The following is a 25,693-nucleotide window of genomic DNA, read 5'->3' as shown; positions in this document are numbered from 1 at the left end:
AGCCAAACCCATCGCGGGGTGCCACTCGGGTTCCTGCGAGCGAAAGGGAGCCCAATTCAGTGGAATACCTGCTGCAAGAATATCTGCCCATCCTGGTTTTCCTGGGGATGGCCTCGGGACTGGCGATCGTCCTGATTCTGGCCGCGGCCGTGATCGCGGTGCGCAACCCCGACCCGGAAAAGGTCAGCGCCTATGAATGCGGCTTCAACGCCTTTGACGATGCGCGGATGAAGTTCGATGTGCGCTTCTATCTGGTGTCGATCCTGTTCATCATCTTCGACCTCGAGGTCGCCTTTCTGTTTCCCTGGGCGGTCGCCTTCGGCAGCCTGAGCGATGTCGCCTTCTGGGGCATGATGCTGTTTCTGGGCGTGCTGACCGTGGGCTTTGCCTATGAATGGAAGAAAGGGGCGCTGGAATGGGCGTGATGACCGGAGCCAATACCGCCGGGGTCGACCGCGAATATGCCACGGCCGAGCTGAACCGCGAATTGCAGGACAAGGGCTTCCTGCTGACCACGACCGAGGACATCATCAACTGGGCGCGCAACGGCTCGCTGCACTGGATGACCTTTGGCCTGGCCTGCTGCGCGGTCGAGATGATGCAGACCTCGATGCCGCGCTATGATCTGGAACGCTTTGGCACCGCCCCGCGCGCCAGCCCGCGCCAGTCCGACCTGATGATCGTGGCCGGAACGCTGACCAACAAGATGGCGCCCGCGCTGCGCAAGGTCTATGACCAGATGCCCGAGCCGCGTTATGTCATCAGCATGGGCAGCTGCGCCAATGGCGGCGGCTATTATCATTATTCCTATTCGGTGGTGCGCGGCTGCGACCGCATCGTGCCGGTGGACATCTATGTCCCCGGTTGCCCGCCCACGGCCGAGGCGCTGCTTTACGGCATCCTGCAACTTCAGCGCCGCATCCGGCGCACCGGCACGCTGGTGAGGTAAGCCATGTCTGACGAAACCCTGCTGGAACTGGCCGAACACATCAGCCTGCGTCGCGAAAACGACGTGGTCTCGACGCAGGTGGCCTTTGGCGAACTGACCGTGCAGGCCACGCTGTCCGGCGTGATCGACCTGATCGAATTCCTGCGCAACGACGGCAATTGCCGGTTTTCGACGCTGATCGACATTACCGCCGTGGACAATCCGGCGCGGCCGGCGCGCTTCGATGTGGTCTATCACCTGCTGTCGATGTATCAGAACCAGCGCATCCGCGTGAAGGTTCAGGTGCGCGAGGACGAGGTCGTGCCCAGCCTGACCGGGGTGTTCCCCGGCGCCGGCTGGTATGAGCGCGAGGTGTTCGACATGTTCGGCATCCTGTTTTCGGGCCATGCCGACCTGCGCCGCATCCTGACCGATTATGGTTTCCGCGGCCATCCGCTGCGCAAGGATTTTCCGACCACCGGCTATACCGAAGTGCGCTGGAACGACCTTGAAAAGCGTGTGGTCTACGAGCCGGTGAAGCTGGTGCAGGAATACCGCCAGTTCGATTTCCTGTCCCCGTGGGAGGGCGCGAAATACGTGCTGCCCGGCGACGAAAAGGGGGGCGCCCGGTAATGGCTCAGCGTCTGACCGGCAGCTGTCTGTGCGGTGCCTGCACGCTGACCGCGGCTCCCGCCTCGACCGAGGCGGGGGTCTGCCATTGCGGCATGTGCCGAAAGTTCTCGGGCGGGATGTTCATTGTCGCCGATTGTTCGGGCACGCTGGAATTTGCCGAGGGCGCTCCGGTCAGCCGTTTCCAGTCCAGCGAATGGGGCGAGCGCGTCTTTTGCGGACGCTGTGGGTCGTCGCTGGCCTGGCTGGCGCGCGATGGCAGCATGGCTTTCGTCTCGATCCAGGCTTTTGACGATCCGGGGCGCTTTGCTGTCACGCATGAGCTCTTCATCGACTGCAAGCCCGCCGGTTACGCGCTGGCCGGCGATACCAAGACCCTGACCGAGGCCGAATTCATGGCCCAATACGCCGCACAGCAGGAGTGATCACCATGGACGGCGACATCCGCAAGAACACCTATGACGATGGCTCGGTCGATGCGCTGACCGGCGAACAGAGCATCCGCAACTTCAACATCAACTTCGGCCCGCAGCACCCGGCGGCCCATGGCGTGTTGCGCATGGTGCTGGAACTGGACGGCGAGGTGGTCGAACGCGCCGATCCGCATATCGGCCTGCTGCATCGCGGCACCGAAAAGCTGATGGAAAGCCGCACCTATCTGCAGAACCTGCCCTATCTGGACCGGCTGGATTATGTGGCGCCGATGAACCAGGAACATGCCTGGTGCCTGGCGATCGAGCGGCTGACCGGCACCGTGGTGCCGCGCCGCGCCAGCCTGATCCGGGTGCTGTATTCGGAAATCGGCCGCATCCTGAACCACCTGATGGGGCTGACGACCGGGGCGCTGGACGTGGGCGCGCTGACCCCGCCGCTGTGGGGGTTCGAGGCCCGCGAAGAGCTTATGGTGTTCTATGAACGCGCCTGCGGTGCACGGCTGCATGCGGCCTATTTCCGCCCCGGCGGCGTGCATCAGGATCTGCCCCCCGATCTTCTGGACGACATCGAGGAATGGTGCGAACGCTTCCCGCGTCTGGTCGATGACCTGGACACGCTGCTGACCGAAAACCGCATCTTCAAGCAGCGTCTGGTCGATATCGGCATCGTCACCGAAGAGGATGCATTGAACTGGGGCTATACCGGCGTGATGGTGCGCGGCTCGGGCCTGGCCTGGGACTTGCGCCGCGCGCAGCCCTATGAGTGTTATGACGAATTCGATTTCCAGATCCCGGTCGGCAAGAACGGGGACTGCTATGACCGCTATCTGTGCCGCATGGCCGAGATGCGCGAATCCTGCAAGATCATGAAGCAGGCGGTGCAAAAGCTGCGGGCCGAGCCGGCGGGCGACGTGCTGGCGCGCGGCAAGCTGACGCCGCCGCGCCGCGCCGACATGAAGCGCGACATGGAAAGCCTGATCCACCACTTCAAGCTTTACACCGAAGGTTTCCGCGTCCCCGCCGGCGAGGTTTATGCCGCGGTCGAGGCGCCCAAGGGCGAATTCGGCGTCTATCTGGTTGCAGACGGCACCAACAAGCCTTGGCGGGCCAAGCTGCGCGCGCCGGGCTTTGCGCATCTGCAGTCGATCGACTGGATGTCGCGCGGCCACATGCTTGCGGACGTTCCGGCGATCATCGCCACCCTTGACATCGTTTTCGGAGAGGTTGACCGCTGATGCTGCGCCGACTGTCCCCCCATCAGCCGGACTCGTTCGAGTTCACGCCCGCCAATCTGGAATGGGCCCGGGCCCAGATGACCAAATACCCGCCGGGTCGCCAGCAATCGGCGATCATTCCGGTATTGTGGCGCGCCCAGGAGCAGGAGGGATGGCTGAGCCGGCCCGCCATCGAATATTGCGCCGACCTTCTGGGCATGCCGCATATTCGTGCGCTGGAGGTTGCGACCTTCTATTTCATGTTCCAGCTGCAACCCGTGGGCAGTGTGGCGCATATCCAGATCTGCGGCACCACCACCTGCATGATCTGCGGCGCCGAGGATCTGATCCGGGTCTGCCAGGAAAAGATCGCGCCCACGCCGCACACCCTGTCGGCGGATGGCCGCTTCAGCTGGGAAGAGGTCGAGTGTCTGGGTGCCTGCACCAATGCGCCCATGGCGCAGATCGGCAAGGACTTCTACGAGGATCTGACGGCCGAAAGGCTGTCGGCGCTGATCGACAGCTTTGCCGCCGGCGAGGTGCCGGTGCCGGGGCCGCAGAACGGCCGTTTCGCTGCCGAGCCGCTGGGCGGGCCGGTGGCGCTGGCGGGGTTGAAGGGAAGCGGTCCGGACCGCAATGCCAGCGTGGCGCTGGCGCTGGAACAGGCCGACACCATCAAGCGCATCGACGGCACCGAACTGCCGATCAAGACCCCCTGGCTCAAGGCCGGGGAAACCGCCTGACCGGCGACAGCAAGGGACAGCCCGCAATGGAACGGTCGGAATGCAACAGGAACTGCTGGATCTCGGCGGCAATCGCCGGGGTTCTGGTGGTGCTGTTCACGGCCGGCATCGGCGATCTGTCCTTCTGGGGCGGGCTGTTTCTGGGTGTGGTGACGGCAGTTCTGTTCGGGGCATTGATGCAATGGCTGGTGTGCCACGATCAGCCTGCGCCCCTGCCGCCGCTCGAGGCGGTGCCGCCGCGCGACTGGCAGAGCCGTCAGGCCGAGGTGCAGCCGCAGGCGCTGCTGGTGGCGGCCGGCATGGGGCCCGAGCCGCGCCAGCCGGTGCAGATGCCGATCGAGGCCGCGCCGGCGATGGAGGATGGCGATGACCTGACCCGGATCAAGGGCATCGGGCCGAAGCTGTCGGACTGGTTGCGCCAGAACGGTGTTACCCGCTATGCCCAGATCGCGGCCTGGGATGCCGCGACCGAAGCCGATTTTGCCCAGCGGCTTGGCCGGATGGGCAGCCGCATTCGTGCAGATGATTGGGTCGGGCAGGCGCGTGCGCTGGCAGACGGCCAGAACGACGGGGCGGCGTGATGACGCGGCCTGACAGAAATCAACTGTCGTCGCCAGCGAGTGCGGCGGCAGATGCGGGCCAGATGCGGCTGGTGGCGGTGGTGATCGCCGTCACCATTTTGCTGTGGCTGGGGGTGCAATGGCTGGGGGGCCGAATGGGCTGGCCTGCGAAATACGCCTTTCTCGCCGATCTCATGGCGATTGGGGCCTTGATCTGGTCGCTTCTGGTGACCTGGCGGATCTGGCGGCGGCGCAATGCGTCCTCGCAGCGACAAGGATAAGACGACGATGCTGAACGATCAGGACCGGATCTTTACCAATCTTTACGGCATGGGCGATCGCAGCCTGGCCGGTGCCAAGAAGCGGGGCCATTGGGACGGCACCGCCGGCATCATCCAGCGTGGCCGTGATGCCATCATCAACGAGATGAAGGCCTCGGGCCTGCGCGGACGGGGCGGGGCGGGCTTTCCGACCGGGATGAAATGGTCCTTCATGCCCAAGGAATCCGACGGGCGGCCGTCCTATCTGGTCATCAACGCCGACGAATCCGAACCCGCGACCTGCAAGGACCGCGAGATCATGCGCCACGATCCGCATACGCTGATCGAAGGGGCATTGATCGCCAGCTTCGCCATGGGCGCGCATGCGGCCTATATCTACATCCGCGGCGAATTCATCCGCGAGCGCGAGGCACTGCAGGCCGCCATCGACGAATGTTACGACGACGGCCTGCTGGGCCGGAACGCCGCCGGGTCGGGCTGGGATTTCGACCTGTATCTGCATCACGGTGCCGGCGCCTATATCTGCGGCGAGGAAACCGCGCTGCTGGAAAGCCTCGAGGGCAAGAAGGGCATGCCGCGGATGAAGCCGCCCTTTCCCGCCGGGGCCGGGCTTTACGGCTGCCCGACCACGGTCAACAACGTCGAATCCATCGCAGTGGTGCCCACCATCCTGCGGCGCGGGGCCGAGTGGTTCGCCAGCTTCGGCAGGCCGAACAATGCCGGCGTCAAGCTGTTCGGTCTGACCGGTCATGTGAACACCCCCTGCGTGGTCGAAGAGGCCATGTCGATCCCCATGCGCGAGCTGATCGAAAAGCACGGTGGCGGTGTGCGCGGCGGATGGAAGAACCTGAAGGCGGTGATCCCCGGCGGCGCCTCGTGCCCGGTGCTGACGGCCGAGCAGTGCGAAAACGCGATCATGGATTATGACGGCATGCGCGAACTGCGCTCGTCCTTCGGCACCGCCTGCATGATCGTGATGGACCAGTCCACCGACGTGGTAAAGGCGATCTGGCGGCTGTCCAAGTTCTTCAAGCACGAAAGCTGCGGTCAGTGCACGCCCTGCCGCGAAGGCACCGGCTGGATGATGCGGGTGATGGAGCGCCTGGTTCGCGGCGAGGCCGAGATCGAGGAAATCGACATGCTCTTCGACGTGACCAAGCAGGTCGAGGGCCACACCATCTGCGCGCTTGGCGATGCGGCCGCCTGGCCGATTCAGGGCCTGATCCGGAATTTCCGCGAAGAGATCGAGGATCGGATCAAGGCCAGGCGCAGCGGGCGCATGGGCGCCATGGCGGCCGAGTGACATGGCTTGGCGCGCGCGTTTCAGCCTGCCGCCAGCTGCCCTGTTCAAGGGGGCGGCACGGTCGTGCGCGATGCGCGTGTTCACGCCGGGATCACAGGATGGTGGCGAACCGGCAGGTTGGCGCCGTGTTATGGCTGCACGCCATGACAAGGAGGCAATTGCCATGAAACTTCTGCCCATCGCGTTGATCGCGGCCACCCTGGCCACGCCTGCGGCTGCACTGGAGCCCCTGGCCAAGGAAAAATACATCAACGACCGGCTGATCGCGGCCCGCGTGGCCGATCGCATCCGCCGCACCTGTCCCAGCATCGATGGCCGGATCCTTTATGCCTATGGCGAGGCGCGCAAGCTCAAGCGCTATGCCGAGCAAAAGGGTTACAGCAAGGCCCAGATCGACGCCTTTCTGGACAGCAAGACCGAAAAGGCCAGAATCTATGCCGTGGCCGAGGATTACCTGACCCGCAAGGGCGCCAGGCCCGGCGACCCCGAAAGTTTCTGCATGGTGGGCCGTCAGGAAATCCGCAACAATTCCGTGATCGGCAGCTTGTTGGTGGCGAAATGAGAAAATGGCTGAACTGGATCGGATTGGGGCTGATGGCGGCGGCGGCAGCGGCGATGATCGCAGGCGATGCCCTGGCCGGTGAGCCGTCGCAGCCCTGGGCGCCGACCGCCGAAAAGTTCTATCTTCAGTTCGACCTGCTGGCCCCTGCGGATATTTCCTGCGATGCCAGCGGTCCCGGCGTGCGGGTCAAGGCGACGCGCAATCTGGTCGGCAAGCCGGTGCTGCGGCTGACGGGCAATGTCTCGGATGCGGAAATCAGCTGCTGGCGACCGGACGGCAGCCGCTATGTCACCCGCGCGAACCGCGCCTTGCCCTATAACTCGGCCGAACCCGTGCGGGCCACCGTCAGCTTCGACGCGGCCCGCGATGCCATGACAGTGGTCTTGCGCCGCGGCGATCAGGATCGCATCGCACGGGTGCTGCCCCGCGCCTTTGTAAGGGTTCAGTGACCATGGCGCGGCGCATGAACAGCCTTTCAGCACAGGAAACCGGGCCCGGCTGCGGCCTGCATTTGCATCGCGTGCATTCTGCCGGACGCGCGTCCGGCAGCACCAGTCGCCGCGCGGGATAAGGAAAGACAGAATGGCGGACCTTCGCAAGCTCAAGATCGACGACGTGGTGATCGAGGTCGATCCGAACCTGACCCTGATCCAGGCCTGTGAACAGGCTGGAATCGAGGTGCCGCGCTTCTGCTATCACGAGCGGCTGTCGATCGCCGGCAACTGCCGGATGTGCCTGGTCGAGGTGGTGGGCGGCCCGCCCAGGCCGGCGGCGTCCTGCGCGATGCAGGTCAAGGATCTGCGCCCTGGTCCGGACGGTGCCCCGGCCGAAATCCGCACCAACTCTCCCATGGTCAAGAAGGCCCGGGAAGGGGTGATGGAGTTCCTGCTGATCAACCATCCGCTGGACTGCCCGATCTGCGACCAGGGGGGCGAATGCGACCTCCAGGATCAGGCCATGGCCTATGGCGTCGATTTCAGCCGCTATCGCGAACCCAAGCGCGCAAGCGAGGATCTGAACCTGGGACCGCTGGTCGAAACCCACATGACCCGCTGCATCAGCTGCACCCGCTGCGTGCGCTTTACCACCGAGGTCGCGGGCATCACCCAGATGGGCCAGACCGGCCGCGGCGAGGATGCCGAGATCACCAGCTATCTGAACCAGACGCTGGAATCGAACCTGCAGGGCAACATCATCGACCTGTGCCCGGTCGGTGCGCTGGTCAGCAAGCCCTATGCCTTTACCGCCCGGCCGTGGGAGCTGACCAAGACCGAGACCATCGACGTGATGGACGCGCTCGGCAGCAACATCCGCGTCGACACCAAGGGGCGCGAGGTCATGCGCATCCTGCCGCGCAACCATGACGGCGTGAATGAGGAATGGATCAGCGACAAGACCCGTTTCGTCTGGGACGGCTTGCGCCGCCAGCGCCTGGACCGGCCCTATATCCGCGAAAACGGCCGTCTGCGCCCGGCCAGCTGGCCCGAGGCGCTTGCCGCCGCGGCGGCCGCGATGCGCGGGCGCAAGCTGGCCGGCCTGATCGGCGATCTGGTCCCGGTCGAGGCGGCCTTTGCGCTGAAGCAGCTGGTCGAGGGGCTTGGCGGCCGCGTCGAATGTCGCACCGATGGTGCGCGCCTGCCGGCGGGCAACCGCTCGGCCTATGTCGGCACCGCCCGCATCGCCGACATCGACACGGCCCGCCGCATCCTGCTGATCGGCACCAATCCGCGCGACGAGGCGCCGGTGCTGAATGCCCGCATCCGCAAGGCCTGGGCCAATGGCGCGCAGGTGTCGCTGGTGGGGCCGGCGGCGGACCTGACCTATGACTATCGCCATCTCGGCGAGGATCGCGCGGCGCTGGAACGGCTGGCCGACGGCGATTTCAAGGACAGTGCAGGAACCCCCGGCATCGTCATCGTGGGCCAGGGCGCGCTGCGCGAGGCCGATGGCGAGGCGGTGCTGGCCCATGCCATGCGCCTGTGCGAGATGGCGGATTGCAAGCTGCTGGTGCTGCATACTGCCGCCAGCCGCGTGGGGGCCATGGACATCGGCGCGGTCACCGAAGGCGGCCTTGCCGCCGCGGTCGATGGCGCCGAAGTGATCTATAACCTGGGCGCGGATGAAATCGACATCGCCGCTGGTGCCTTTGTGATCTATCAGGGCAGCCATGGCGACCGTGGCGCCCATCGGGCCGACATCATCCTGCCCGGCGCCTGCTACACCGAGGAAAACGGCCTGTTCGTCAATACCGAGGGCCGGCCGCAGCTGGCGATGCGCGCGAATTTCGCCCCCGGCGAGGGCAAGGAAAACTGGGCGATCCTGCGCGCCCTGTCGGCCGAACTGGGCATGACCCAGCCCTGGGACAGCCTGGCCGGCCTGCGCCGCCAGCTCATTGCGGCGGTGCCGCATCTGGCGCAGATCGACCAGGTGCCGGAAAACGCCTGGCAGGCGTTGACCCGGTTCGATCTGGGACAGGCCAGCTTCCGTCCCGCGGTGTCGGATTTCTACCTGACCAACCCCATCGCGCGCTGCTCGCCGTTGATGGCGGAACTGTCGGCGATGGCCGCGGCACGCCGCGCCCCGGCCCTGGCGGCGGAGTAGACGCGATGCGTGGCGCCTTGCGGAACGTGATCCCGGCGATCCTGGCAGCCGCGCTGCTGGCGGGGTGTGCATCCGATGCGCTGCGCGATCACGCTCGCCCCAAGGGCAAACCCGAGGCGCTGGCCGTGGCGGTGCTGCACAGCGATGCCGGTGCGCCGGGCAAGCAGGTGCTCAGCCGCGCGCGCATCTCGACGAAATCCGGGGCGATCCTGATTCTCGAGCCTGACGGATCGGTCAGCGAGATGGCGCTGGACAGCCCCGGCGGCCGCGACGCCTTTGCCGTGACCGAGGCGGATCTGATGGCGCTGAACGCCAATCTGGGCCTGGACCTGTCGGGAATGCCCGATCTGGGGCCGGTGCGGCGGCGCGCGCCCACCGCCCAGGAAAAGGCATTGGCCGATTTCGCCGCCCGCACCCGGCCGCTGCGCCTGAACCTGCCCAAGAGTTTCGCCGCCGATCCCAAGGATTACCGTGGGGCCCGGGTCGCGGCATTGGCCAGCTCGCGCAAGGGCGACGACAGCCTGGTCGAAGTGACGGCAAACCTGCGCAGTGGGGTGGACGCCGACACGGCCTTCGCCTATGCCACATGCGCGCTGGCCAGCTGGGCGGATGCCAAGGGCGCGGTCTATGCCCGCCATATCCGGACGCTCAGCGACAAGCGCAACGGCAAGATGATCGTCGGATCCGTCTTTACCCTGTCGAATCGGAAACCGATGGGACTGACGGTGATGACAACGAAAGAGACCTTGCAGGAATGCAAGACGCGCGGCATTCCCGCGGCGTGATGAGAGGGACGAACGATCATGGCTGAATTCTGGGCCTCGCCCTATGGTTTCGCGCTCAGCCTGCTCTTGCAGGGTCTGGCGGTCATCGCCTTTGTGATGGGCTCGCTGATCTTCATGGTCTATGGCGACCGCAAGATCTGGGCGGCGGTGCAGATGCGCCGCGGCCCGAACGTGGTCGGCCCCTGGGGCCTGTTGCAGACCTTTGCCGACGCGCTGAAATATGTCGTCAAGGAAATCGTGATCCCTGCCGGCGCCGACAAGTTCATCTTCTTCCTGGCGCCGTTCCTGTCGATGATGCTGGCGCTTTTCGCCTTTGTCGTGATTCCGTTTGACGAAGGCTGGGTCATGGCCAACATCAATGTGGGCATCCTGTTCGTCTTTGCCGCCTCGTCGCTCGAGGTGTATGGCGCGATCATGGGTGGCTGGGCCTCGAACTCGAAATATCCGTTCCTGGCCTCGCTGCGGTCGGCCTCGCAGATGATTTCCTATGAAGTGTCGATGGGGCTTATCATCATCGGCGTCATCATCTCGACCGGCTCGATGAACCTGACCCAGATCGTGCATGCGCAAAAGGGCGATTACGGGCTGCTCAACTGGTACTGGCTGCCGCATCTGCCGATGGTGGTGCTGTTCTTCGTCTCGGCGCTGGCGGAAACCAACCGCCCGCCCTTTGACCTGGCCGAGGCGGAATCGGAACTGGTCGCCGGGCATATGGTCGAATATTCCTCGACCCCGTATCTGCTGTTCATGGCCGGCGAATATATCGCCATCTATCTGATGTGCGCGCTGCTGTCGCTGCTGTTCTTCGGCGGCTGGCTGTCGCCGGTGCCCTTCATCGCCGACGGCTGGTGGTGGATGGTCATCAAGATGTGGTTCTGGTTCTATATGTTCGCCATGGTCAAGGCGATCGTGCCCCGCTATCGCTACGACCAGCTGATGCGGATCGGCTGGAAGGTGTTCCTGCCGCTGTCGCTGGGCTGGGTGGTGCTGGTCGCGATCCTGGCGCGCTATGAGGTGCTGGGCGGTTTCTGGGCCCGGTTCGCGGTCGGAGGCTAGAGACCATGCGTGATCACACCCCCGCCGCTGGCGCAACAAAACCTGCCGCGTCCGATCGTGTCGCGGCCCCGAAGCAACGGGAGCATGTCTGATGGCCTTCGATCTTGCGCGGGCAACCAAGTATTTCCTGATGTGGGATTTCATCAAGGGCTTCGGCCTGGGGATGCGCTATTTCGTGTCGCCCAAGCCGACGCTGAACTATCCCCATGAAAAGGGTCCGCTGTCGCCGCGGTTCCGGGGCGAGCACGCGCTGCGCCGCTATCCCAACGGCGAGGAACGCTGCATCGCCTGCAAGCTGTGCGAGGCGATCTGCCCGGCGCAGGCCATCACCATCGACGCCGAACCGCGCGAGGACGGCTCGCGCCGCACCACGCGCTACGACATCGACATGACCAAATGCATCTATTGCGGTTTCTGCCAGGAAGCCTGTCCGGTCGATGCCATTGTCGAGGGGCCGAATTTCGAATACGCCACCGAAACCCGCGAAGAGCTGTTCTACGACAAGCAGAAGCTGCTGGCCAACGGCGAACGCTGGGAGGCCGAGATCGCCCGCAACCTTCAGATGGATGCGCCCTACAGATGACCGATGCGTTCACCAAGCTTTTCGCGCAGATGATGGCTTCGGGCCAGGAAATGGCGCGCGCCTTCAACCCGGCGCTGGAACATTTCGACATGCGCGCCTTTGAAAAGCTGGTGCCGACCGTGCCGGCCGACATGCTGGAGATGTGGTTCGGCAAGACCTTCAACCGCGAGGGCCTGGACGCCAAGACCCGCCTTTTGCTGACCATCGGCGCGATCACCGTTCAGGGCGCCTTGGCCGAGCCGCAGCTGCGCATGACCATTCGTCAGGCGCTGACCGCCGGTGCCACCAAGCGCGAGATCGCCGAGACGATCTTTCAGATGAGCATGTTCGGCGGATTGCCTGCCATGCAGAAGGCGCTCGAGATCGCCCAGAGCGTCTATGCCGAGGAGGATGAGGAATGATGACCTTCGCATTCTACCTGTTCGCGATCTGCTGCTGCGTCGCGGGCTTCATGGTGGTGATCGGCCGCAACCCCGTGCATTCGGTGCTGTGGCTGATCCTGGCCTTCTTTTCGGCGGCCGGCCTGTTCGTGCTGCAGGGGGCGGAGTTCGTCGCCATGCTGCTGGTCGTGGTCTATGTCGGCGCGGTGGCGGTGCTGTTCCTGTTCGTGGTGATGATGCTTGACGTCGATTTCGCCAAGCTCAAGGGCGAGCTGGCGCGCTATCTGCCGCTGGCGCTGGTGATCGCGGTTGTGCTGATGGCACAGCTGGGCATCGCCTTTTCGGGCTGGGCGGTGTCGGACCAGGCCGAGGGCCTGCGCGCGGCGCCGGTGGCCGAGGGCGTCCACAACACCCTGGGCATTGGCATGGTGCTTTATGACCGCTATGTGCTGATGTTCCAGCTGGCCGGGCTGGTGCTGCTGGTGGCGATGATCGGTGCCATCGTGCTGACCATGCGCCATCGCAAGGATGTCAAGCGCCAGAACGTGCTGGAACAGATGTGGCGCGATCCGGCAAAGCAGCTGGAAATGAAGGATGTCAAACCCGGGCAGGGGCTCTAGACCCCAGCCCGGTGCCGGCGGCCCTGCGCCCGTGGCGCGGAACGGCAAGCAAGAGAATATTCAACGGGTGAACGACCCGGAGGGACCAGGACGATGATCGGATTGACTCATTATCTTGTTGTGGGGGCGATACTCTTCGTCACCGGCATTTTCGGGATCTTCGTGAACCGAAAGAACGTCATCGTCATTCTGATGTCGATCGAGCTGATGCTGCTGGCGGTCAACATCAATTTCGTCGCCTTCTCGACCCACCTGGGCGATCTGGCCGGGCAGGTGTTCACCATGTTCGTGCTGACCGTGGCCGCGGCCGAGGCGGCGATCGGCCTGGCGATCCTGGTCGTGTTCTTCCGCAACCGCGGCACCATCGCGGTGGAAGACGTCAACGTGATGAAGGGGTAACAAGGCATGGAAAAGATCGTCCTGTTCGCGCCCCTGATCGGGTCGCTGATCGCCGGCCTTGGCTGGCGCATGATCGGCGAAAAGGCCGCGCAATATCTGACCACCGGCATCCTGTTCCTGTGCTGTGCGCTCAGCTGGTATCTGTTTTTGTCCTTTGACGGCGTGCCGCGCCACATACCGGTCCTGGACTGGGTGGTGGCGGGGGATTTCCACGCCGAATGGTCGATCCGGCTGGACCGGCTGACCGCGATCATGCTGATCGTGGTGACCACGGTGTCGGCGCTGGTGCATATGTATTCGCTGGGCTACATGGCCCATGACGACAACTGGGACCATCACGAACATTACAAGGCCCGGTTCTTCGCCTATCTGTCGTTCTTCACCTTTGCCATGCTGATGCTGGTGACGGCCGACAACCTGTTGCAGATGTTCTTCGGCTGGGAAGGCGTGGGCGTCGCCTCGTATCTGCTGATCGGCTTCTACTACAAGAAGGCCAGCGCCAATGCCGCGGCGATGAAAGCCTTCATCGTCAACCGTGTCGGTGACTTCGGCTTTCTGCTCGGCATCTTCGGGCTTTACTGGCTGACCGGTTCGGTGCGGTTCGACGAAATCTTCCAGCAGGTGCCGCAGATCGCCCAGACGCAGATGCATTTCCTGTGGCGCGACTGGAATGCCGCCAACCTGCTGGGCTTCCTGCTGTTCGTGGGCGCCATGGGCAAGTCGGCGCAGTTGTTCCTGCACACCTGGTTGCCCGACGCGATGGAAGGCCCGACGCCGGTGTCGGCCCTGATCCACGCCGCGACCATGGTGACCGCCGGGGTGTTCCTGGTCTGCCGCATGTCGCCGCTGTATGAATTTGCGCCGGACGCCAAGAACATCATCGTTGTCATCGGCGCCACGACGGCCTTCTTCGCCGCGACCGTGGGCTTGGTGCAGAACGACATCAAGCGGGTCATCGCCTATTCGACCTGTTCGCAGCTGGGCTACATGTTCGTGGCCGCGGGGGTCGGGGTCTATTCGGCGGCGATGTTCCACCTGCTCACCCATGCCTTCTTCAAGGCGATGCTGTTTCTGGGGGCCGGCTCGGTCATCCATGCCATGCATCACGAACAGGATCTGCGCAACTATGGTGGTCTGCGCAAGAAGATCCCGCTGACCTATTGGGCGATGATGATCGGCACCTTCGCCATCACCGGCGTCGGCATCCCCCTGACCCATATCGGCTTTGCCGGCTTCCTGTCCAAGGACGCAATCATCGAAAGCGCCTGGGCGGGCAGCAGCTTCGCCTTCTGGCTGTTGGTGATCGCGGCCTGTTTCACCAGCTTCTACAGCTGGCGGCTGATCTTCATGACCTTCTTTGGCAAGCCGCGCGGCGACCATCACGCGCATGACCATGCGCATGAAAGCCCGCCGGTGATGACCATTCCGCTGGGCGTGCTGGCCATCGGCGCGATCTTTGCCGGCATGGTCTGGTATGGGCCGTTCTTTGGCGACCATCACAAGGTGACCGAATTTTTCCACATCGCCGGCGCCGAACATGCGCAAACCGCCGCGACCGAGGACCATGCCGCCCCGGCCCCGGATGCGCATGCCGCCCCCGCGACCGACGACGCGACACCTGCGGCCGAAGGCCATGCCGCTGCGGCGGCCGATCACCCGGCCGCGCCGGTCGGCGGCGCGATCTACATGGCGCCCGACAATCATGTGATGGACGAGGCGCATCACGCCCCGGCCTGGGTCAAGGTATCGCCCTTTGTCGCCATGCTGTTGGGTCTGTTCACTGCCTGGATGTTCTATATCGTCAACCCGTCGCTGCCGGTGCGACTGGCGGCGCAGCAGCCGGCGCTGTATCGGTTCCTGCTCAACAAGTGGTATTTCGACGAGATCTACCAGTTCATCTTCGTGCGCCCGGCACTGTGGCTGGGGCGCTTCCTGTGGAAGGGCGGCGATGGCGCGGTCATCGACGGCACGATCAACGGGGTCGCCATGGGGTTGATCCCAAGGCTGACGCGCGCGGCGGTCCGCGTGCAGTCGGGCTATCTGTTCCATTACGCCTTTGCGATGGTGCTTGGCATCGTAGGCTTGCTGATCTGGGTGATGATGCGGGGCGCGCACTGACATGACGAACCTTCTTTCCATCATCACCTTCCTGCCGATCGTAGCGGCGATCATCCTGGCGCTGTTCCTGCGCGGTCAGGACGAGGCTGCGGCCCGCAACGCCAAATGGCTGGCGCTGCTGACGACCACGGCGACCTTCGTGATCTCGCTGGTCGTGCTGTTCCGCTTCGATCCGGCAAACACGGGCTTCCAGTTCGTCGAGGATCACGCCTGGATCATGGGGTTGCGCTACAAGATGGGCGTGGACGGCATTTCGGTGCTGTTCGTGCTGCTGACCACCTTCATGATGCCGCTGACGATCCTGTCGTGCTGGTCGGTGGACACCAGGGTCAAGGAATACATGATCGCCTTTCTGGTGCTGGAAGGGCTGATGATCGGCGTGTTCACCGCGCTGGACCTGGTGCTGTTCTACCTGTTCTTCGAGGCCGGGCTGATCCCGATGTTCCTGATCATCGGCATCTGGGGCGGAAAGGATCGCATCTATGCGGCCTTCAAGTTCTTCCTTTACACCTTCCTGGGGTCGGTGCTGATGCTGGTGGCGATGATCGCCATGTATCGCATGGCTGGCACCACCGACATTCCGACGCTGCTGAGCTTCGATTTCCCGTCGGAAACCTATCGCCTGCTGGGTGTGACGGTCATCGGCGGCACGCAGATGCTGCTGTTCCTGGCCTTCTTTGCCAGCTTCGCGGTCAAGATGCCGATGTGGCCGGTGCATACCTGGTTGCCCGATGCCCACGTTCAGGCGCCGACCGCGGGTTCGGTGCTGCTTGCGGCGGTGCTGCTGAAGATGGGGGGCTATGGCTTCCTGCGCTTCAGCCTGCCGATGTTCCCGGTCGCATCGGGGATCATGCAGCCGGTGGTGTTCTGGCTGTCGGCCATCGCCATCGTCTATACCTCGCTTGTGGCGCTGGCGCAGTCGGACATGAAGAAGGTGATCGCCTATTCCTCGGTCGCGCATATGGGCTATGTGACCATGGGCATTTTTGCGGCCAACCAGGTCGGCGTCGATGGCGCGATCTTCCAGATGCTGTCGCATGGCTTCATCTCGGGGGCGCTGTTCCTGTGCGTGGGCGTGATCTATGACCGCATGCACACGCGCGAGATCGACGCCTATGGCGGGTTGGTGAACCGCATGCCGGCCTATGCGGCGGTGTTCATGTTCTTTACCATGGCCAATGTCGGCCTGCCGGGCACCTCGGGTTTCGTGGGCGAGTTCCTGACGCTGCTTGGCACCTTCCGCGAAAACACCTGGGTGGCGCTGGTCGCCACCACCGGGGTGATCTTTTCGGCGGCCTATGCGCTGTGGCTTTATCGCCGGGTGACGCTGGGCCAGTTGATCAAGGAAAGTCTGAAGTCGATCACCGACATGACCCCGCGGGAGCGCTGGATATTCGTGCCGCTGATCGCGATGACGCTGATCCTTGGGGTCTATCCGCGGCTGGTCACCGATGTGACCGGGCCGGCGGTGGCCAGCCTGCTTGACCATTACAACCAAAGCCAGCCGGTGGGGGAAACCACCGTGGCCACGACCAGCCACTAGGGGGCAGCCATGACCTCGCTCGATTTCTCGACCATTCTGCCCGAGGTGGTGCTGGCCGCCTATGCGCTGGCCGCGCTGATGGCGGGTTCCTACCTGGGCAAGGACCGTCTGGCCCCGACGCTTTTGTGGACCACTGTCGGCGTGCTGCTGTTGATTGCCGCAATGATCGGCATGGGCGGCCGTGCAGACGCCACCTCTTTCCACGACATGTTCATCGACGACGGCTTCTCGCGGTTTTCCAAGGTGGTGATGCTGATCGCCGGGGCCGCGGTGATGGCAGTCAGCGCCGATTACATGCAGCGCCGCAACATGCTGCGGTTTGAATTCCCGATCCTGGTGGCGCTGTCGGTGCTGGGGATGATGTTCATGGTGTCGGCGGGCGATCTGCTGACCCTCTACATGGGGCTGGAGCTGCAATCGCTGGCGCTTTACGTGGTGGCCGCGATGCGCCGCGACTCGGTGCGTTCGTCCGAGGCGGGGCTTAAGTATTTCGTCCTGGGCTCGCTCAGTTCGGGGCTGCTGCTTTACGGGGCCTCGCTGGTCTATGGCTTTGCTGGCACCACGAATTTCGCCGGCATCATCACCGTGGTGCAGGATGGGCGCCTGTCGCTTGGGGTGCTGTTCGGCCTGGTGTTCATGCTGGTCGGCCTGGCCTTCAAGGTATCGGCGGTGCCTTTCCACATGTGGACCCCCGACGTTTACGAGGGCTCGCCCACGCCGGTTACCGCCTTTTTCGCCACTGCGCCCAAGGTGGCCGCGATGGCGCTGATCGCGCGGCTGGTGTTCGATGCCTTCGGCCAGGTCATCGGCGACTGGAGCCAGATCGTCGCGGCGCTGGCGGTGATGTCGATGTTCCTGGGCTCGATCGCCGGGATCGGCCAGACCAACATCAAGCGGCTGATGGCCTATTCCTCGATCGCGCATATGGGTTTTGCGCTGGTCGGGCTGGCGGCCGGCACCGGCATCGGCGTGCAGGCCATGCTGCTCTACATGGCGATCTATGCGGTGATGAACGTCGGCACCTTCGCCTTCATCCTGTCGATGGAACGCGACGGTGTGCCGGTGACGGACCTGGCGTCGCTGAACCGTTTTGCCTGGCAAGAGCCGGTCAAGGGCCTTGCCATGCTGGTGCTGCTGTTCAGCCTGGCCGGTGTGCCGCCGACGCTTGGTTTCTTTGCCAAGTTCGGGGTGCTGACGGCCGCAGTCGATGCCGGCCTGGGCTGGCTGGCGCTTCTGGGCGTCATCGCCTCGGTCATCGGTGCCTTCTACTACCTGCGCATCGTCTATTACATGTATTTCGGTGCCGAGACCGAGGGGGTCAGTTCGCGCATGGGGGTCGTGCAGTATCTGGGTCTGATGCTGCCGGCGCTGATCATGCTGCTGGGTGCCATCAACATGTTCGGCGTTGACAGCGCGGCAGGGCGCGCGGCGGAAACCCTGGTAGGGCCGGCGATGAACCTCGACCAGCCGGCCGAGCCTGCGCAAGGTGAGTGACGGCTGGCCGCAAGGGGTGGCGCGCCACATCCTGGCGCGCACCGACAGCACCAATGCCGAGGCCCTGCGCCTGGCGCCGTCGCTCAGCGGCCCCACCTGGATCATGGCGCGCGAGCAGCTGGCCGGCCGCGGCCGGCGTGGGCGCGGTTGGGAAATGCCTGCGGGAAATTTTGCCGCCAGCCTGCTGACCCGACCACCGGGCGGTGCCCTGGTGGCGGCCCAGTTGTCCTTTGTTGCTGCCCTGGCGTTACACGATGCGCTGTCGGCCTGTTGCGGGCCGGCGGCGCGGCTGTCGATCAAATGGCCCAATGACGTGCTGCTGAATGCTGGCAAGGTCGCGGGGATCCTGCTGGAAAGCGCGGGCCCCGGCGGTCAGGTGCAGGCGGTCGCGGTGGGCATTGGCGTTAACCTGGCGGCGGCGCCTGCCGCCGATGCCGTCGAGCCGGGCGCCCTGACCCCCGTTTCGGTGCTGGGCGAAACCGGCCATGCCGTCGCCCCCGAGGATTTCCTGGATCTGCTGGCCCCCGCCTTTGCCGAGTGGCAAGGGCAATTGCAGGCCTATGGCTTTGGACCGATCCGCAACGCGTGGCTCGCGCGGGCCGCGCGTCTGGGCGAAACCATCGTCGCGCGCACCGGCACTGCCGAGGCGCGCGGCATCTTCGAGGGCATCGACGATGCCGGTGCGCTGATCCTGCGCAGCGCCGCCGGTCGCCAGACCATCCCCGCCGCCGACGTCTTTTTCGAGGGCTAGCCATGCTATTGTGCATCGACACCGGCAATACCAACACCGTGTTCTCGGTCTGGGATGGCAGCAAGATCGCAGGGATGTGGCGCATCTCTACCGATCACCGGCGTACGGCGGACGAATATTTCGTCTGGCTTTCGTCGCTGATCGCGCTGCAGCGGCTGGACCTGCACATCACCGACTGCATCATCAGCTCGACCGCGCCGCGGGTGGTGTTCAACCTGCGGGTGCTGTGCAATCGCTATTTCGACACCCGCCCGCTGGTGGTGGGCAAGCCCGACTGCCTGCTGCCGGTGGCACCCCGGGTCGATTTCGGCACTGTCGTCGGCCCGGACCGGTTGGTGAACACCGTCGGCGCCTTTGATCGTCACGGCCCGGACCTGATCGTGGTCGATTTCGGCACCGCGACCACATTTGACGTGGTCGATACCGATGGCGCCTATGTCGGCGGTGTCATTGCCCCCGGCGTGAACCTGTCGCTCGAGGCGCTGCACATGGGCGCGGCCAGCCTGCCGCATGTGGATGTGACCATGCCGGGCAAGGTCATCGGCACCAATACCGTCGCCTGCATCCAGTCAGGGATTTACTGGGGATATATCGGCCTGGTGCAGGGGATCGTGGACAAGATCCGCGAGGAACGCGGCCGGCCGATGAAGGTGATTGCCACCGGCGGGCTTGCGCCGTTATTCGATCAGGGGTTTGATCTGTTTGACGCCATCGAGGATGACCTGACCATCCACGGCCTGCGTCTGATCCATGACTACAACAAGGAGATGGGCAATGGCTGAGCGCCTGATCTATCTGCCGCTGGGCGGCGCGGGCGAAATCGGCATGAATGCCTATGTCTATGGCTATGGCGAGCCGGGCCGCGAACGGCTGATCGTCGTCGACCTGGGGGTGACCTTCGGCGACATGGACAGCGCGCCGGGCATCGATCTGATTCTGGCCGACATCGGCTGGCTGGAACAGAACCGCGACCGGATCGAGGCCATCTTCATCACCCATGGTCACGAAGATCACGTCGGCGCGCTGGGACTGCTGTGGCACAGGTTGCAAAAACCGATCCATTGCCGCCGCTTTACCGGCGCTCTGGCCCGGCTGAAGCTGGAAGAGGCCGGCCAACCCGTCGATCAGCTGCATATCCATGCCCCGCGCCCCGAGGTGGTCAGCGCCGGCCCGTTCCAGGTGCAATTCGTGCCGGTCAGCCATTCCATCCCGGAAAGCTCGGCCCTGGTGATCGACACGCCCGCCGGGCGCATCGTGCATACGGGCGATTTCAAGCTGGACGGCACCCCGGTGGTGGGCGAAGCCTTCGACCCGATCCTGTGGCATGACATCGCGCAGGAGGGGCAGGGGATCAAGGTTCTGACCTGCGATTCGACCAATGTGTTTTCCACCCACCCCGGCCGGTCTGAGTCGATCCTGGCAAATCCCCTGCTGGATTTCGTGATGGCGCAGCCGCAGATGGTTGTGGCGACCACGTTCGCCAGCAACATCGCGCGGCTCAAGACCCTGGCCGAGGCCGGCATCGCCGCCGGGCGCAAGATCTGCCTGCTGGGCCGCGCCATGCGTCGCATGGTGACCACCGCGATCGAGGCCGGCATATTGACCAGCTTTCCGCAGGTCATCAGCCCCGAAGAGGCCGCAGATCTGCCGCGCAACAAGGTCATGCTGATCGTCACCGGCAGCCAGGGCGAACGCCGTGCCGCCAGCGCCCAGCTGGCGCGCGGCCGCTATCTGGGCATCGAACTGAAGGAGGGCGACAGCTTCCTGTTCAGTTCGCGCACCATTCCCGGCAACGAACGCGGCGTGATCCGGGTGATGAACGCGCTGAGCGAAATGGGCGTCGATCTTTACGACGCCGATGACGGCACCTATCACGTCTCGGGCCACGCCAACCGCCCCGACATCGAGGCGGTCCACGAATTGCTGAAACCGCAGATCGTCATCCCGATGCATGGCGAACACATGCATCTGCGCGAACATGCCAAGCTGGCCGAGGCGCGCGGCATTGCCACGGCCGTGGCGACCAACGGCACCATGCTGGATATCGGCGGCGATGCGCCCCGCGTGGTCGACCGCATCGAAACCGGACGGCTGTATCTGGATGGCTCGGTGCTGATCGGCGCCATGGACGGGGTGGTGCGCGACCGCATCCGCATGGCGTTGAACGGCCATGTCATCGTCTCGGTCATCGTGGACGAGGACGACAGCCCGCTGCCCGATGCCTGGGTCGAGCTGATGGGCCTGCCGGAAAAGGGCCGCAGCGGCGCGCCGCTGGCCAACCGGATCGAGGATGAGCTGGCCGACCTGCTGGAACGGGCCGATGACCGCACGGTCATGGATGACGACCGTTTTGAAGAGGCAATCCGCCGGCTGACCCGTCAGGTCGCCATGGACGAAATCGGCAAGAAACCCGAGGTGACCGTGATCATTTCGCGACTTGCGGCGGAATGACTTGACCTTGCGGCGGGGGCGCGGCAAAGCCCCCGCATGAATGACAGCAAGACCTCTTTCGACCCAAACCCGCCGCGCCGCAACTTCTATGGCCGGCGCCATGGCAAGACCCTGCGCCAGTCGCAAAAGGGCTATCTGTCCGAGGATCTGGGCGATCTGCGCCCGCGCGGCATCACCGTTCAGGAAAATCCCCAGCGCCTGCCGATCGACCCTGCCGCGATCTTTGGCGATGATCGCCCCGTCTGGCTGGAGATTGGCTTTGGCGGGGGCGAGCACATGGTGCATATGGCCGCCCGCTATCCGGATGTCGGCATCATCGGCTGCGAACCCTTCATCAACGGCGTGGCCATGCTGCTGGGCAAGATCCGAACGGCCGGCGTCAGCAATGTCAGCGTGCATCCGGGGGACGCGCGCGACCTGATGGATGTGCTGCCCGATGCCTCGATCAGCAAGGCGTTTCTGAACTATCCCGATCCCTGGCCCAAGGCGCGCCATCACCGCCGCCGCTTTGTCACGCCCGAACATCTGATCCCGCTGGCACGGGTGCTGAGGCCGCGTGCCGAATTTCGCGTGGCCACCGACATTCCCGATTACGTGCGGCAGACTCTGGAAGAGGTGCCGCCTGCGGGTTTCGACCTGATCGATCAGGGACCGCGGCCCTGGGATGACTGGCTGAGCACACGCTATGAACAAAAGGCCCTGCGCGAGGGTCGGGTGCCGCATTACGTCACCTTTCGGCGTCAGGGTTGATTGCATAGCCCCTGCGTGACCGCTATCACCTTGCGCGACAAGCAGCAGGGGGCCCCGATGTCACATTCCGCCGAACCGCTTCCGATGACCGCGCGCCGCTCGGGTCCGTTGACGGGCGAGGCGGCGGTGCCGGGCGACAAGTCGATCAGTCACCGCGCCCTGATCCTGGGGGCGCTGGCGGTGGGCGAAACCCATATCACCGGCCTGCTCGAGGGGCAGGACGTGCTGGACACCGCCAAGGCCATGCAGGCCTTCGGCGCCAGGGTGGAAAGGCTTGGCCCGGGCGAGTGGAAGGTCAACGGGGTGGGTGTCGGCGGCTTTGCCGAACCCGAGTCGGTGATCGATTGCGGCAATTCCGGCACCGGGGTGCGCCTGATCATGGGCGCGATGGCCACCACCCCGATCACCGCCACCTTTACCGGCGATGCCAGCCTGTCGCGGCGCCCGATGGGACGGGTTACCGATCCGCTGGAACTGTTCGGCTGCACGGTGACGGCGCGCGAAGGCAAGCGGCTGCCGGTCACCATCCAGGGCGCGGCCGAGCCGGTCCCGATCCGCTACCGGACCCCGGTTGCCAGCGCGCAGATCAAGTCTGCGCTGTTGCTGGCCGGGCTGAATGCGCCCGGCGAAACGGTGGTGATCGAATCCGAACCGACTCGGGACCATACTGAACGGATGCTGGCCGGCTTTGGTGCGCAGATCCGTTGCGAGCAGACCGACGAGGGCCATGTCATTACCCTGACCGGGCGCCCCGAACTGGTGCCCCAGCCGATTTCGGTGCCGCGCGACCCCTCCAGCGCGGCCTTTCCGGTGGCGGCGGCGCTGATCGTGCCGGGCTCGCAGCTGCGGGTGCCGGGCGTCAGCCGCAACCCGACCCGCGACGGGCTTTATGTCACGCTGCTGGAAATGGGCGCCGATATCCGTTTCGAGAATCCCCGTGATGAGGGGGGCGAGCCGGTGGCCGATCTGGTGGTCACCCACGGTCCGCTGCGCGGCGTGACAGTGCCGCCCGAACGCGCCGCCAGCATGATCGACGAATTTCCGATCCTGTCGGTTATCGCCGCCTTTGCCGATGGCCCCACGGTGATGCAGGGCGTGCATGAGCTGCGGGTCAAGGAAAGCGACCGCATCGCCGCGATGGAGGCGGGGCTGATCGCCAACGGCGCCCGGGTCTCATCGACGCAGGACAGCATGACCGTGCAGGGCGGGCAGGGGCTGGCTGGGGGCGCCACCGTGGCCACGCATCTGGATCACCGCATCGCGATGTCCTTCCTGGTGGCAGGGCTGGCGGCGCAGCGGCCAATCACGGTTGACGATGCCGGACCCATCGCCACCTCTTTCCCCGATTTCCTGCCGTTGATGCGGGGGCTGGGGGCGCAGATCGGCTAGGTCTGATCCCCGGGCCGCCGATCCGCGGTCGGATAACCCAGACCCGCCAGCGCCTGACGGATGTCGTCAAGGACGGCGGGATCCTCGATGGTGGCGGGCATCTTGAACTCGTCACCGTCCGCGATTCGGGCCATGGTGGCGCGCAGGATCTTGCCCGAGCGCGTCTTGGGCAGGCGATCCACGACGCAGGCCTGGCGAAAGGCTGCAACCGGACCTATGCGATCGCGCACCATCGCCACCACCTCGGCGACGATCTGCTCATGCGGGGTATCAACGCCCGCCTTCAGACACAGAAAGCCCAGCGGTGCCTGCCCCTTGAGCGCATCCGCCACGCCGATCACCGCGCATTCCGCCACCGCCGGATGACTGGCCAGCACCTCCTCCATCGCGCCGGTGGACAGGCGGTGGCCGGCGACGTTGATCACGTCATCCGTGCGGGCCATGATGTAAAGATAGCCGTCCTCGTCCATGTAGCCGGCGTCGCCGGTTTCGTAATAGCCGGGGAAATGCTCCAGATAACTCTTGCGAAAGCGGTCATCGGCATTCCACAGCGTCGGCAAGGTGCCGGGCGGCATCGGCAGGCGGATGGCGATTGCCCCCAGCGTGCCCGGCGGCACCGGGTTGCCGCCTTCGTCCAGCACCTGCACGTCATAGCCCGGCATCGGAACCGAGGGGCTGCCGGGTTTCGTTGGCAGGATCTCGATGCCGATGGGGTTGGCCGCGATGGCCCAGCCGGTTTCGGTCTGCCACCAGTGATCGACCACCGGCACGCCCAGGTGCTGCTGCGCCCAGGCGACGGTGTCGGGATCGGCGCGTTCGCCGGCCAGGAACAGGGCCTGCAATTCGTGCAGCTTGTAGCGGCGGATCCAGGCGCCGTCGGGATCCTCGCGCCGGATTGCGCGCAGCGCGGTGGGCGCGGTGAAGAAGCTCTTGACGCGGTGGTTCTGGATGATGCGCCAGAACACGCCCGGATGCGGCGTGCCCACGGGCTTGCCCTCGAACACGATGGTGGTGGCGCCGGCAATCAGCGGACCATAGCAGATGTAGCTGTGGCCCACGACCCAGCCCACATCCGAGGCCGCCCAGAAGCGGTCGCCCGCATGGATGTTGTAGATGTTGGTCATCGACCATTGCAGCGCGACCAGATTGCCGGCGGTGGCGCGCACCACGCCCTTGGGCTGGCCGGTGGTGCCGGAAGTGTAAAGGATATAGGCCGGATGCGTGCCCGGCACCGGCACGCAGTCCGCCGGCTGGGCACCGTCCTGAAACCGGTGCCAGTCCAGGTCGCGGCCGGGTGTCATCTCGGCCTGGGCCTGTTCGCGCTGAAAGATGACGCAGAAATCCGGTTTGTGCCGAGCCATGTCGATGGCCGCGTCCAGCAGCGGCTTGTAGGCGACCACCCGGTTCGGTTCCAGCCCGCAAGAGGCGGCGATCACCGCCTTGGGCTGGCAATCGTCGATGCGCACCGCCAGCTCGTTCGCGGCAAAACCGCCAAAGACCACCGAATGGATCGCCCCCAGTCGGGCGCAGGCCAGCATCGCCTCGAGCGCCTCGGGCACCATCGGCATGTAGATGATGACGCGGTCGCCTGCTTCGATGCCCTGCGCCCGCAGCGCCCCGGCCAGACGGGCGACGCGATCCTGCAACTGGCGATAGGTGATGCCCTTGCTGGACAGCGTGATCGCGCTTTCATGCATGATCGCGACCTGATCGCCGCGGCCGGCCAGCACGTGGCGGTCGACCGCGTTCCAGCAGGCATTGACCAACCCGTCAGCGAACCATTCGTAGAAGGGGGCACGGTCATCGCTGAGCGCGCGGCTGGGCTTGCGCACCCAATCGATCGCCTCGGCTGCCTGCATCCAGAAGCCTTCAGGATCCTTTTGCCAGGCGGAATAGATTTCACTGTAGCGCATCGTGCCCTCCCCCCAAGGTCATGCACCGGGTTTAGGCAGCGGAGCAGGGGGGCGGCAAGCATGTTACCGCCCACAGTCAAGGCAGGCCCCGGGGAAATTTGCATAACCACCCTGGGCGACACAAAAAGTTTTGCAAACTCGTGCGCGCTTTGCGGCGGCCGTCGGAATGGCGCGGCATTTTGCAAATGCAGCGCCAATCCGCCCC

At 64.8% G+C, this 25,693-nt stretch carries 27 protein-coding genes; 26 read left to right on the top strand and 1 reads right to left on the bottom strand.

What is annotated here, in order from left to right; translation table 11 throughout:
- Positions 1–59 precede the first annotated feature (59 nt).
- The 26 genes from GB880_RS01580 to aroA all read left to right on the top strand — a co-directional run bounded on the left by GB880_RS01580 (position 60) and on the right by aroA (position 23,575).
- Entirely contained in the window at positions 60–425 is a 366-nt protein-coding gene (locus tag GB880_RS01580) for an NADH-quinone oxidoreductase subunit A (RefSeq protein ID WP_263467239.1), read from the top strand.
- A complete protein-coding gene (locus GB880_RS01575; protein WP_154490892.1) occupies positions 416–949 on the top strand; it encodes a NuoB/complex I 20 kDa subunit family protein in 534 nt (177 codons plus the stop codon). Before GB880_RS01580 ends, GB880_RS01575 begins: the two co-directional genes overlap by 10 nt.
- A gap of 3 nt (positions 950–952) precedes the next feature.
- A complete protein-coding gene (locus tag GB880_RS01570) occupies positions 953–1,561 on the top strand; it encodes an NADH-quinone oxidoreductase subunit C (protein ID WP_154490895.1) in 609 nt (202 codons plus the stop codon).
- The gene (locus tag GB880_RS01565; protein ID WP_154490898.1) at positions 1,561–1,983 is read left to right on the top strand and encodes a GFA family protein; all 423 of its coding nucleotides are present in this window, start codon (positions 1,561–1,563) and stop codon (positions 1,981–1,983) included. Before GB880_RS01570 ends, GB880_RS01565 begins: the two co-directional genes overlap by 1 nt.
- Before the next feature lie 5 nt (positions 1,984–1,988).
- The gene (locus GB880_RS01560; RefSeq protein ID WP_154490901.1) at positions 1,989–3,227 is read left to right on the top strand and encodes an NADH-quinone oxidoreductase subunit D; all 1,239 of its coding nucleotides are present in this window, start codon (positions 1,989–1,991) and stop codon (positions 3,225–3,227) included.
- Positions 3,227–3,949: an NADH-quinone oxidoreductase subunit NuoE gene (nuoE, locus tag GB880_RS01555; RefSeq protein ID WP_154490904.1), complete on the top strand. Its 723-nt coding sequence runs from the start codon at positions 3,227–3,229 to the stop codon at positions 3,947–3,949. Before GB880_RS01560 ends, nuoE begins: the two co-directional genes overlap by 1 nt.
- A gap of 26 nt (positions 3,950–3,975) precedes the next feature.
- Positions 3,976–4,530, top strand: coding sequence for a hypothetical protein (locus GB880_RS01550; RefSeq protein ID WP_154490906.1), 555 nt, complete (start codon positions 3,976–3,978; stop codon positions 4,528–4,530).
- The gene (locus GB880_RS01545) at positions 4,530–4,790 is read left to right on the top strand and encodes a DUF5337 domain-containing protein (protein WP_154490909.1); all 261 of its coding nucleotides are present in this window, start codon (positions 4,530–4,532) and stop codon (positions 4,788–4,790) included. Before GB880_RS01550 ends, GB880_RS01545 begins: the two co-directional genes overlap by 1 nt.
- 7 nt (positions 4,791–4,797) lie before the next feature.
- Entirely contained in the window at positions 4,798–6,093 is a 1,296-nt protein-coding gene (gene nuoF / locus GB880_RS01540; RefSeq protein WP_154490912.1) for an NADH-quinone oxidoreductase subunit NuoF, read from the top strand.
- Positions 6,094–6,256: 163 nt separating this feature from the next.
- Entirely contained in the window at positions 6,257–6,655 is a 399-nt protein-coding gene (locus GB880_RS01535; RefSeq protein WP_154490915.1) for a DUF5333 domain-containing protein, read from the top strand.
- On the top strand, positions 6,652–7,104 hold the full coding sequence (locus GB880_RS01530) for a hypothetical protein (RefSeq protein ID WP_229774284.1): 453 nt from the start codon (positions 6,652–6,654) through the stop codon (positions 7,102–7,104). Before GB880_RS01535 ends, GB880_RS01530 begins: the two co-directional genes overlap by 4 nt.
- A gap of 133 nt (positions 7,105–7,237) precedes the next feature.
- Positions 7,238–9,256: an NADH-quinone oxidoreductase subunit NuoG gene (nuoG, locus tag GB880_RS01525; protein ID WP_154490918.1), complete on the top strand. Its 2,019-nt coding sequence runs from the start codon at positions 7,238–7,240 to the stop codon at positions 9,254–9,256.
- Positions 9,257–9,261: 5 nt separating this feature from the next.
- Positions 9,262–10,041, top strand: a complete 780-nt coding sequence (locus GB880_RS01520; RefSeq protein WP_154490921.1) for a hypothetical protein — start codon at positions 9,262–9,264, stop codon at positions 10,039–10,041.
- A gap of 18 nt (positions 10,042–10,059) precedes the next feature.
- Positions 10,060–11,097: an NADH-quinone oxidoreductase subunit NuoH gene (gene nuoH / locus GB880_RS01515; protein ID WP_154490924.1), complete on the top strand. Its 1,038-nt coding sequence runs from the start codon at positions 10,060–10,062 to the stop codon at positions 11,095–11,097.
- Between the two features lie 91 nt (positions 11,098–11,188).
- Entirely contained in the window at positions 11,189–11,680 is a 492-nt protein-coding gene (gene nuoI / locus GB880_RS01510) for an NADH-quinone oxidoreductase subunit NuoI (RefSeq protein ID WP_154490928.1), read from the top strand.
- A complete protein-coding gene (locus GB880_RS01505; RefSeq protein WP_154490931.1) occupies positions 11,677–12,081 on the top strand; it encodes a carboxymuconolactone decarboxylase family protein in 405 nt (134 codons plus the stop codon). Before nuoI ends, GB880_RS01505 begins: the two co-directional genes overlap by 4 nt.
- Entirely contained in the window at positions 12,078–12,680 is a 603-nt protein-coding gene (locus GB880_RS01500; RefSeq protein WP_154490934.1) for an NADH-quinone oxidoreductase subunit J, read from the top strand. Before GB880_RS01505 ends, GB880_RS01500 begins: the two co-directional genes overlap by 4 nt.
- Before the next feature lie 93 nt (positions 12,681–12,773).
- On the top strand, positions 12,774–13,079 hold the full coding sequence (gene nuoK / locus GB880_RS01495; RefSeq protein WP_010392916.1) for an NADH-quinone oxidoreductase subunit NuoK: 306 nt from the start codon (positions 12,774–12,776) through the stop codon (positions 13,077–13,079).
- A gap of 6 nt (positions 13,080–13,085) precedes the next feature.
- The gene (gene nuoL, locus GB880_RS01490; RefSeq protein ID WP_154490937.1) at positions 13,086–15,197 is read left to right on the top strand and encodes an NADH-quinone oxidoreductase subunit L; all 2,112 of its coding nucleotides are present in this window, start codon (positions 13,086–13,088) and stop codon (positions 15,195–15,197) included.
- A gap of 1 nt (position 15,198) precedes the next feature.
- The gene (locus GB880_RS01485; protein WP_154490940.1) at positions 15,199–16,740 is read left to right on the top strand and encodes an NADH-quinone oxidoreductase subunit M; all 1,542 of its coding nucleotides are present in this window, start codon (positions 15,199–15,201) and stop codon (positions 16,738–16,740) included.
- A gap of 9 nt (positions 16,741–16,749) precedes the next feature.
- Positions 16,750–18,234 (top strand): NADH-quinone oxidoreductase subunit NuoN, encoded by a 1,485-nt coding sequence (gene nuoN / locus GB880_RS01480; protein ID WP_154490943.1) that lies wholly within the window; start codon positions 16,750–16,752, stop codon positions 18,232–18,234.
- The gene (locus tag GB880_RS01475; RefSeq protein WP_263467238.1) at positions 18,227–18,985 is read left to right on the top strand and encodes a biotin--[acetyl-CoA-carboxylase] ligase; all 759 of its coding nucleotides are present in this window, start codon (positions 18,227–18,229) and stop codon (positions 18,983–18,985) included. Before nuoN ends, GB880_RS01475 begins: the two co-directional genes overlap by 8 nt.
- Positions 18,986–18,987: 2 nt before the next feature.
- Entirely contained in the window at positions 18,988–19,767 is a 780-nt protein-coding gene (locus GB880_RS01470) for a type III pantothenate kinase (protein WP_154490949.1), read from the top strand.
- Positions 19,760–21,436 carry a ribonuclease J gene (locus GB880_RS01465; protein ID WP_154490952.1) on the top strand — a complete coding sequence of 559 codons (1,677 nt, stop codon included), beginning with the start codon at positions 19,760–19,762 and terminating at the stop codon, positions 21,434–21,436. Before GB880_RS01470 ends, GB880_RS01465 begins: the two co-directional genes overlap by 8 nt.
- A 36-nt stretch (positions 21,437–21,472) precedes the next feature.
- Positions 21,473–22,186: a tRNA (guanine(46)-N(7))-methyltransferase TrmB gene (gene trmB / locus GB880_RS01460; RefSeq protein WP_154490955.1), complete on the top strand. Its 714-nt coding sequence runs from the start codon at positions 21,473–21,475 to the stop codon at positions 22,184–22,186.
- Positions 22,187–22,243: 57 nt separating this feature from the next.
- Positions 22,244–23,575, top strand: a complete 1,332-nt coding sequence (gene aroA, locus GB880_RS01455) for a 3-phosphoshikimate 1-carboxyvinyltransferase (RefSeq protein ID WP_154490958.1) — start codon at positions 22,244–22,246, stop codon at positions 23,573–23,575.
- Here the strand turns inward: aroA and GB880_RS01450 are convergent.
- Entirely contained in the window at positions 23,572–25,488 is a 1,917-nt protein-coding gene (locus GB880_RS01450; RefSeq protein ID WP_154490961.1) for a propionyl-CoA synthetase, read from the bottom strand. The two genes, aroA and GB880_RS01450, sit on opposite strands and share 4 nt — an antisense overlap.
- Positions 25,489–25,693: the final 205 nt, after the last annotated feature.

This window comes from Paracoccus sp. SMMA_5_TC (genome assembly GCF_009696685.2).
GTDB lineage: Bacteria > Pseudomonadota > Alphaproteobacteria > Rhodobacterales > Rhodobacteraceae > Paracoccus.
Note: the sequence above shows the minus strand (reverse complement) of the source record. Positions and strands in the feature narration are given on the sequence as shown.